Genomic DNA, 7,752 nt, shown 5'->3' with positions numbered 1-7,752 from the left:
TGTATCGCTATGTCTGTTATTGTCCTGAACCTGAAAAAGGTTCTTTGCGCCTTTTTTGTGTTCCTATATTGTTTGCTAATAACACATCATCTACCGCAGCGAAATTTGAAATTCGTATTTGTTCAGTAGACATTACTTACAGAATAATTTTCTGGATAAAGCTCTGCATATTTTAATGCTTCATCTTTACGCCCTCGAAAATTTAAATATTGCGAAATTCCTTGTATGGCACTTGCTTTGATTTTTTCATCAGTAGTGTTATCAATGACTATTGAAAACATTTTAATTGCTTTTTCCTGTTCAGCAGAATATGTTTCGTCATCCTTGAAAACAAATGAACGCATTGCTATCGCCCATGCATACCAATCAAGATATTTCATGTCTCCAGGATACTCGTTTACTGCGATTCCGGCAATTTTGCATCGTTCATCAAGATCACCGGTTTTCCATGTTTCTTCATATTTTTCTTCAAGTTCCAACTTTCGCATATCTTGCTTTTGTACATTTAACCCCAATAGCTCATCGGATGTTACATGAAGTAGTTTCGTAAGTGGGGCAATAAGCGATAAATCTGGGCTTGAAATACCGGTTTCCCACTTTGATACTGCTTGATATGATACGCAAAGATAATCCGCAAGTTTTTCCTGTGTGAGATCATTTTTTTTACGTAATTCTTTTATCTTTTCACCTATCGTCATTTCATTTCATTCCTTTTTGTAAATAATTGAATTCGAATTCTGTTATTATTGTATAAAAAAAGAGCGAGAAAAACAATAACTCATTTTTTGAATAAAATTCAACCGGCTTTCGAGTTTATGTTATTTCTGCTTCACTTACATAAAGTTGAGCGCATTTTCGACTGTTAATGGAACATATTAAATTGCCGCTCCGTATTCATGTTGAAAAATCCGGAGCGGCTTTATTTGCGCACGAAAATTATAAATCCTAAAGCGATGCCGGAGAGCATTAATTCATTGAATTTAAGTTTTCCGGGATTCTTAAGAGTGCTTTTTCAAAAGAGTACTTAAGCGTTCATATAATTTTTCTCAATGCCTCCGCGGCGGCTGTAAATGCGGCGAGAGGAGAAGAATAAGTATATTTGCGCGTAAGATCCTCATAGTTGATCGAAAGCTGGTTTAAGCCTTCAAATGAAAGCAGATGCGGTTCAAGCGTCAGGAAAATGCCGTCCTTTCCATCTGCTTTGAGCTGGGTGAGTATTTCGGGTATGCCGCCTACTCCCATAGCGGCGGGACATATGCGTCCTTCGGCATCGGCATCCTTTATATGCATATACTCGATGTATTCGCGAAGCATATTGAAAGCCTTCGGATATGATTCATGTTTTTCGACAATAAAATTGCAGGGATCAAACACGGTTTTCATTCGTCCGCTGAAATGTGTCATTATATCAAGACATCTTTTCGGAGATTCTCCGTATATGCCGGTCTCGTTTTCGTGGCAAAGCGTGAGAGAATTTTTTTCAGCGTGTTCAAGCATTTTTTCCATTCGGGCGAGAATTTCGGAGCGGTATTTATCTTCCTCGCCTTTATGTACGTAAAAGCTGAAGATTCTTATGTTCTTTGTCCCGAATATCTTCGCTTTTTCGCATATTCCGCGAAACATTTCAAAATGCGGCTTGAAATCCTCGGTTATATTCTGCTTTCCGCACGGAGAGCCGATGGATGACACTCCGATGCCGGCTTTATCAAGCATCGCGGCGGCTGACCGGGCTTTTTCCATGCTTATTACTGATATGTTCTCGCCGTCGATCCCGCGCGGCTCGATATAACTGATCCCCAAAGACTTGAGCGTTTCTATCTGCCCGGCAAAATCCGTTGTTATTTCGTCGGCAAACGCGCTGATTTTAAAGCTGTTCATGTGAAATCCCTTTTAATATTATTTTTTCTTCTTGAATTCGACGACAGTGACGCCGCTGTCTCCCTCTCCGTATGCTCCCATGCGGTAAGAAGCGACTCTTGAATCGCGCTTTAAATAATCCCACATTGCTTTTCGCAATGCTCCCGTACCTTTACCATGAATGAGCGTGACGGAATTAAGCCCGCCAAGGATTGCGTCGTCAAGGTATTTATCGGTTGAAAACCATGCGTCCTCTCCGGTAAGACCTCTGAGATCAATCTCACTTTTAACGCTGGGACGCAGAGAAGATGTCGCGCTTCGTTTTACGGCGTTGCTTTCTGCCGCGGCAAGGCCGGATACGAGGCGGAGAGCTTTGGTTTTCAGCTTCATGCGGATACTGCCGCATATCACCGACGCTTCGTCGCCGTTTACTTTTTCCACGACGCCATGTTTCTTTTTATCGTTTCCCAGAACGACAAGCACTTTGTCTCCTTTGACGAGCTCACGCGGAAGTATATAATCGTCGTCAGGTTCTGGCATGTCGCGGTTGTCGATTTCCTTTTCAATACCCCTTAGACTGTCTCGGAACGCGGCGCGTTTAGCGTCAAGATCATCTTTAAGCAGATCATCTGTGGATTTATTTTTCAATTCCGATAGCTCGATAAATATTGCGTCACTTTGCGCTTTGGCGGTTTTAATAAGGCGCGTAGCTTCTGTTTTTGCACGTTCAAGTTCCTTTTGGGCCGAGGCGATGAGCCTGTCGCGTTCTTCAAGGGCATCGCTATGCATTCTACCGGTTTCGTCGCGCTGTTTTTCGGCAATGCGGCGCGATTCCTCCATGGCAATTCTGTCCGCTTCGAGTTTTTCCACTACCTTTTCAAATCTGAGGCTTGAGGTATCAATAAGCGTTTCGGCGTGCTTTATTATAGAGGTATCGAGCCCGAGACGCTCCGAAATCAAAAAAGCGTTGCTGCGTCCGGGTGTGCCGATAATCAGCCTGTATGTCGGCTTAAGAGAATTTATATCAAATTCACAGGACGCGTTTTCGACACGGTCGGTTTCGAGAGCATAAGTTTTCAGCTCGGCGTAGTGAGTAGTCGCGAGGCATTTGGCGCCGGAACGCTTTACATATTCGAGAATGGAAACTGCGAGAGCCGCGCCTTCAACAGGATCGGTTCCCGCGCCGAGTTCATCGAACAGAGCAAGCGATCCTTCGCCGCAGCGCTTAAGGATTGAAATAATATTGATCATATGTGATGAAAAGGTCGAAAGCGACTGTTCTATGCTCTGTTCATCGCCGATATCACAAAGGATATCTTTATAAACGCAGAATTCGCTTCCTTCGTCCGCGGGAATGTGAAATCCCGACTGCGCCATCATCGCCAATAACGCAAAGGTCTTGATAGAAACTGTTTTGCCGCCAGTATTCGGTCCGGTGATAACGAGCGTGTCAAAATTTCCTCCGAGCATTATTTCTATCGGAACAACCTTTTCCTTTTCAAGGAGAGGATGCCGCGCTTTTATAAAGTGGGAATATCCGTTGAGATTAAGCTTCGGTTCGGCGGCGTTAAGCTTAAAGGACAATTCCGCCTTTGCGAATATAACAGACATTTCGGTTATATTCATGTAGTCGAGCAGAAGGGAATCGGCGTATGCCGCGACATCGAAAGAAAGCTGTGTGAGGATGCGCTCTATTTCGCGATGCTCCTCGTTTTCAAGCATTTTGATGTCGTTATTCAATTCCACAACCGCAAGAGGTTCGATAAATACGGTGGCTCCTGAGGATGAGGTATCGTGGACAAGACCCTTGACCTCGTTTTTATATTCAACCTTAACGGGAACGACATATCGTCCGTTACGTATGGTAATAATATTGTCCTGGAGATAGGTCGAGTATGCTCCGCCTGTGTATTTGGATAGAGTTTCGCGTATGCGTGCTCCGGAGTTTCTTATTTTTCGCCTGATAGAATTCAGCTCGTCAGAAGCATCGTCAGAGATCATATCTTCGTTTTCGATTGCATGAGTTATCGACTGATCGAGCTGTTTATTCGGAAGCATATGCGAAAAAATAGGGAACAGCATGCTGTTTTCATTCGCTTTTTCACCGAAGCTCTTTATGGCGGAAGCGGAAGAGAGCATTGACGCGACGCGTAAAAGCTCTCCCGGAGTCAGCACCGCGCCTTTTTCCGCGCGTGAAACAATATCAGGCATGCTGATGTGTGCCGACATGGAAGGCGCACCCTTTACGGCAAGCAGAGCCTTTGCTTCGGATGTCTGCTTTAAAAGGCGCAGGATCTCATGTCCGTCTGTGAGCGGAACGGTTTTTCTGATCCGTTCACATCCGGATTCGAGCCGGCAGCATGAGCACAGCATATCAAGTATTTTATCAAATTCAAGCGTATGAAGCGCTTTTTGAAAGCTGTCTGAGTTTATCATTGTTTAAAATCCTTATAAAATTTAAGTGTGTCGAATGTCCTTTCGAGCTGATTTACAGTATATCTTTCGGCAAAAGCCGAAAATTCTTTTAAAAGCGTCATCGGAACATTTACAGCGTATGCCGTATTTTCCGAGACGCTGATAGTACGTGTGACAAGTCTCACGCATTCCGGCGAAATATACACGATGTGTGAATCTATATCGTCGGCTTTGATTGCTTCACCCTCGTTGATTATATCCTCAATTTCTATTCTTGCCGCTTTTGCCGCGCAGTCACGGCACCGAAGATTGCCGTTCGTCAGGTGAAAGGCACTCTTTTCATCCATAACGCCGCAGTCGCGGCCGCATAGACTGCATCCGGCCATGTCCGGCATGAAGCCAAGCAGCGTCATAAGCCTGAGCTCAAAAACAGCCTTGATCAGATCATATGGTCTGTCGCCCTTCGAAATGATATAAAGCGCGTTCATAAGCATTTTAAGCATTCCGCCGCATGTTTCCTCGTCGGAGGCGCAGTAATCGCAGAGATCGAAAAAGTAAAACGCCAGCGACATTCCATCGAATTCCGTGCCGGGTTCTAGTGAGCTTTTAATCAGCTGTGCCTGGCTGAGATAATAATGGTCGTTTTTTTCACGAAGAACAAATTCTGAATAAGAAAATATCCGGCATGAAGCCGAGTTGCGGTTGATCAGCGAGCGCACTCCGTAAGCACGGAAAAACAGCTTGCCGCGTGTTTCTGTAAGCACGGTAAGCAGTTTGTCATATTCGCCCGCGAGCGTTTCTCTTATTACGAGTCCTTTTACAACTTCCGGCATTTTTGTGATCTGTCCTGGCAGAAATCAATCTTTTTTTATAAATCCGAGTTCGTTCAGATAGGAGCTGTCGTCGCGCCAGTTTTTCTTTACCTTGACCCATAGGTCGAGATTTACCTTCACTCCGAAAAAGGCTTCCATATCCTCGCGTGCGTATGTTCCGATTTTTTTGAGCATCGCGCCGTCTTTGCCTATGATTATCGCCTTATGCGACGGTTTTTCACAGAATATCTCCGCGCGGATCGACAGAAGGTGACCTCTTATATCCTTGAATTCCTCTACGACGACAGCGGTGCCGTGCGGAATCTCCTGATCAAGGAGCCTCAGGAGCTTCTCCCGGATAATTTCCTCGGCAATTCTTCTTTCAGGCATATCGGTGATCATATCCGAAGGAAAATACCAGTCACACTCACCTATAAACGGATCAAGCTCCTTGAATATTATGTCTATTCCGTCGTTTTCCTTTGCGGAGATCGGTATTATCGACGCAAATTCAAATTCCTTGGAAAATGCGTCCATTGTTGTGAGTATGGCGCTTTTTTTGAATTCATCAATCTTATTGATCAATAATATAACGTTCTGTTTCTGGATTCTAAGCTTTGCCAGCATATTTCTTTCTGTTTCCGAGATTTGACCGAGCGGTTCGGTTACAAAAAGAACGCATGAAACGTCCGCCAGCGCAGTTCCTATCTCTTCGATCATCATTTCGCCCAGCTTTGTCCTCGGTCTGTGGACTCCGGGCGTATCAAGAAATACATACTGAATATTTTCTTTGGTCAGTATGCCTGTTATGCGTGTGCGCGTGGTCTGGGGCTTTTTTGAAACCGCGGCAAGCTTTTCTCCGAGAAGAGTATTTAAAAGCGTGCTTTTTCCGACGTTAGGAAGTCCCACAATCGCAACAAAACCGGTGCGGGGAGCTTTTGGAGTAATTTTATTTTCAGTCATATTAAATATTTAATCCTTATCTTTTCAAAAATTGAATCCTGTTTTTGCTTCATTTCTTCGGCTGCCGTGCCGCCGTTTATATGATCGTATCCCAAAAGGTGAAGCGCGGAGTGAACAACCATATATAACAGCTCGTTTTCAAAGCTGTCAGAATATTCTTCGGCATGTTCTTTTATTACACTTTCGCATAATATTATATCGCCGATCGAAAGTCCGCTTGTTCTTGAACGGGGTTCGTAATCTTCCGGCGGCGCGGATCTTATTTCGTCCATTGAACCGTACATTGGAAACGAAAGAACATCCGTGACGCTGTCCGTATTTCTGTATTTATTGTTCAGTTCTTTTATTTCGTCGTCTCCGACGACGCAGACCGACATGATGCAATGGAATTCGATTTTTTCTGAATTAAGCGTCTCATCTACGGCTTCCCGAATTTTTTTACGCATTGCGCCATCCGGGTTATAACAGCCGGGTCTGTTTGATATATCTGTAAAATGTTTCATATAAATAAATCATTTCGTCTTTATATATTTTTTTGCTCCGGTAAAGGAGGCGCCTGAGGCTCTGCCCTGGGCTTTCCCCCATCTTTCCGCGCCGTCAGCGTCAGGCTTATAACGTGCCTTTTCTGCCGCGTGCTTTTCGTATGCTTCGACGATTTTACTGACAAGGCTGTGCCGCACGACATCGCGCGAGGTGAGAGTTATTATTTTAATATCGCGGATATCCTTCAATATCCTCATTACGTCTTTAAGGCCGCTGCGTGTACCGGCGGGGAGATCGATCTGAGTTATGTCACCGTTTACGACCATTTTCGAGTTAAAGCCCAAACGTGTGAGAAACATTTTCATTTGTTCCGGCGTCGTATTCTGCGCTTCATCCAGTATTATAAAGGAATCATCGAGAGTTCGTCCGCGCATATATGCGAGCGGAGCGACCTCAATTATGCCTTTTTCATATTGCCTTTGAAAGCCCTCGTACCCCATAAGCTCATAGAGCGCATCGTACAGCGGCCTCAAATAAGGGTCGATTTTGCTTTGAATATCACCGGGCAAAAAGCCGAGCCTTTCTCCGGCTTCGACGGCGGGACGTGTGATAATAAGTTTATTGACCTCTTTACGGCGAAGTGCCGATATAGCCATCGCGACCGCGAGAAAGGTTTTTCCGGTTCCGGCCGGACCTATTCCGAGTGTGATCGTGTTGTCCTTTATGGCGTCGATATATTCCTTCTGGCCGAGAGTTTTGGGCTTTATAGGCTTACCCTTCGCTGATATGCAGAGCACGTCCGTACTGATTTTATCAAGAAGAGCGCCGTTTCCGTCTTTGATCAGGCTTACGGCATATTGAACATTTTGCTCTGTAAGCTGACCGGAAAGCTTTAGAAGCTTATCGAGATAAGATATGACTTGTTCCGCGTCGGAAACGGATTTATCATTGCCTGTTATTTTTATTTCGATATCGCGGTTTATTAAAACGACATTTAATTCCCGTTCGATTATTGACGCGTTCGCATCCCGGCTGCCGAATATTTCCGCTATTCTTTCCGTGCTGTCAATATATATGACTCTTTCAGCCATCGCTTGATATCCTTTTCTTTATTATTATGCTTGTATTATTAACTCGGCAATAAAATAATTACCGCTTAAAGAGAAAAAAGGCTCTGGCATATGGGCTTTTCTCTCTTATAAATAAGGTTTATTTAAATGCA

The 7,752-nt window shown here is 44.3% G+C and carries 7 protein-coding genes; all 7 read right to left on the bottom strand.

Annotation, left to right across the window (positions count from 1 at the left end; all coding sequences use genetic code 11):
- Positions 1 to 122: 122 nt before the first annotated feature.
- On the bottom strand, positions 123 to 698 hold the full coding sequence (locus VB118_10155) for a helix-turn-helix transcriptional regulator (GenBank protein MEA4832961.1): 576 nt from the start codon (positions 696 to 698) through the stop codon (positions 123 to 125).
- Positions 699 to 1,032: 334 nt separating this feature from the next.
- Positions 1,033 to 1,878, bottom strand: coding sequence for a TIM barrel protein (locus tag VB118_10150; GenBank protein MEA4832960.1), 846 nt, complete (start codon positions 1,876 to 1,878; stop codon positions 1,033 to 1,035).
- Between the two features lie 18 nt (positions 1,879 to 1,896).
- Positions 1,897 to 4,293, bottom strand: a complete 2,397-nt coding sequence (locus VB118_10145) for an endonuclease MutS2 (protein ID MEA4832959.1) — start codon at positions 4,291 to 4,293, stop codon at positions 1,897 to 1,899.
- Positions 4,290 to 5,105, bottom strand: coding sequence for a DNA repair protein RecO (gene recO / locus VB118_10140; GenBank protein ID MEA4832958.1), 816 nt, complete (start codon positions 5,103 to 5,105; stop codon positions 4,290 to 4,292). Before recO ends, VB118_10145 begins: the two co-directional genes overlap by 4 nt.
- 24 nt (positions 5,106 to 5,129) lie before the next feature.
- The gene (gene era, locus VB118_10135; protein MEA4832957.1) at positions 5,130 to 6,047 is read right to left on the bottom strand and encodes a GTPase Era; all 918 of its coding nucleotides are present in this window, start codon (positions 6,045 to 6,047) and stop codon (positions 5,130 to 5,132) included.
- Positions 6,044 to 6,550: an rRNA maturation RNase YbeY gene (gene ybeY / locus VB118_10130; GenBank protein ID MEA4832956.1), complete on the bottom strand. Its 507-nt coding sequence runs from the start codon at positions 6,548 to 6,550 to the stop codon at positions 6,044 to 6,046. Before ybeY ends, era begins: the two co-directional genes overlap by 4 nt.
- 9 nt (positions 6,551 to 6,559) lie before the next feature.
- On the bottom strand, positions 6,560 to 7,621 hold the full coding sequence (locus VB118_10125) for a PhoH family protein (protein ID MEA4832955.1): 1,062 nt from the start codon (positions 7,619 to 7,621) through the stop codon (positions 6,560 to 6,562).
- Between the last annotated feature and the right edge of the window lie 131 nt (positions 7,622 to 7,752).

It is taken from the genome of Oscillospiraceae bacterium (genome assembly GCA_034925865.1).
Taxonomy (GTDB): Bacteria; Bacillota; Clostridia; order Oscillospirales; family SIG627; genus SIG704.
Note: the sequence above shows the minus strand (reverse complement) of the source record. Positions and strands in the feature narration are given on the sequence as shown.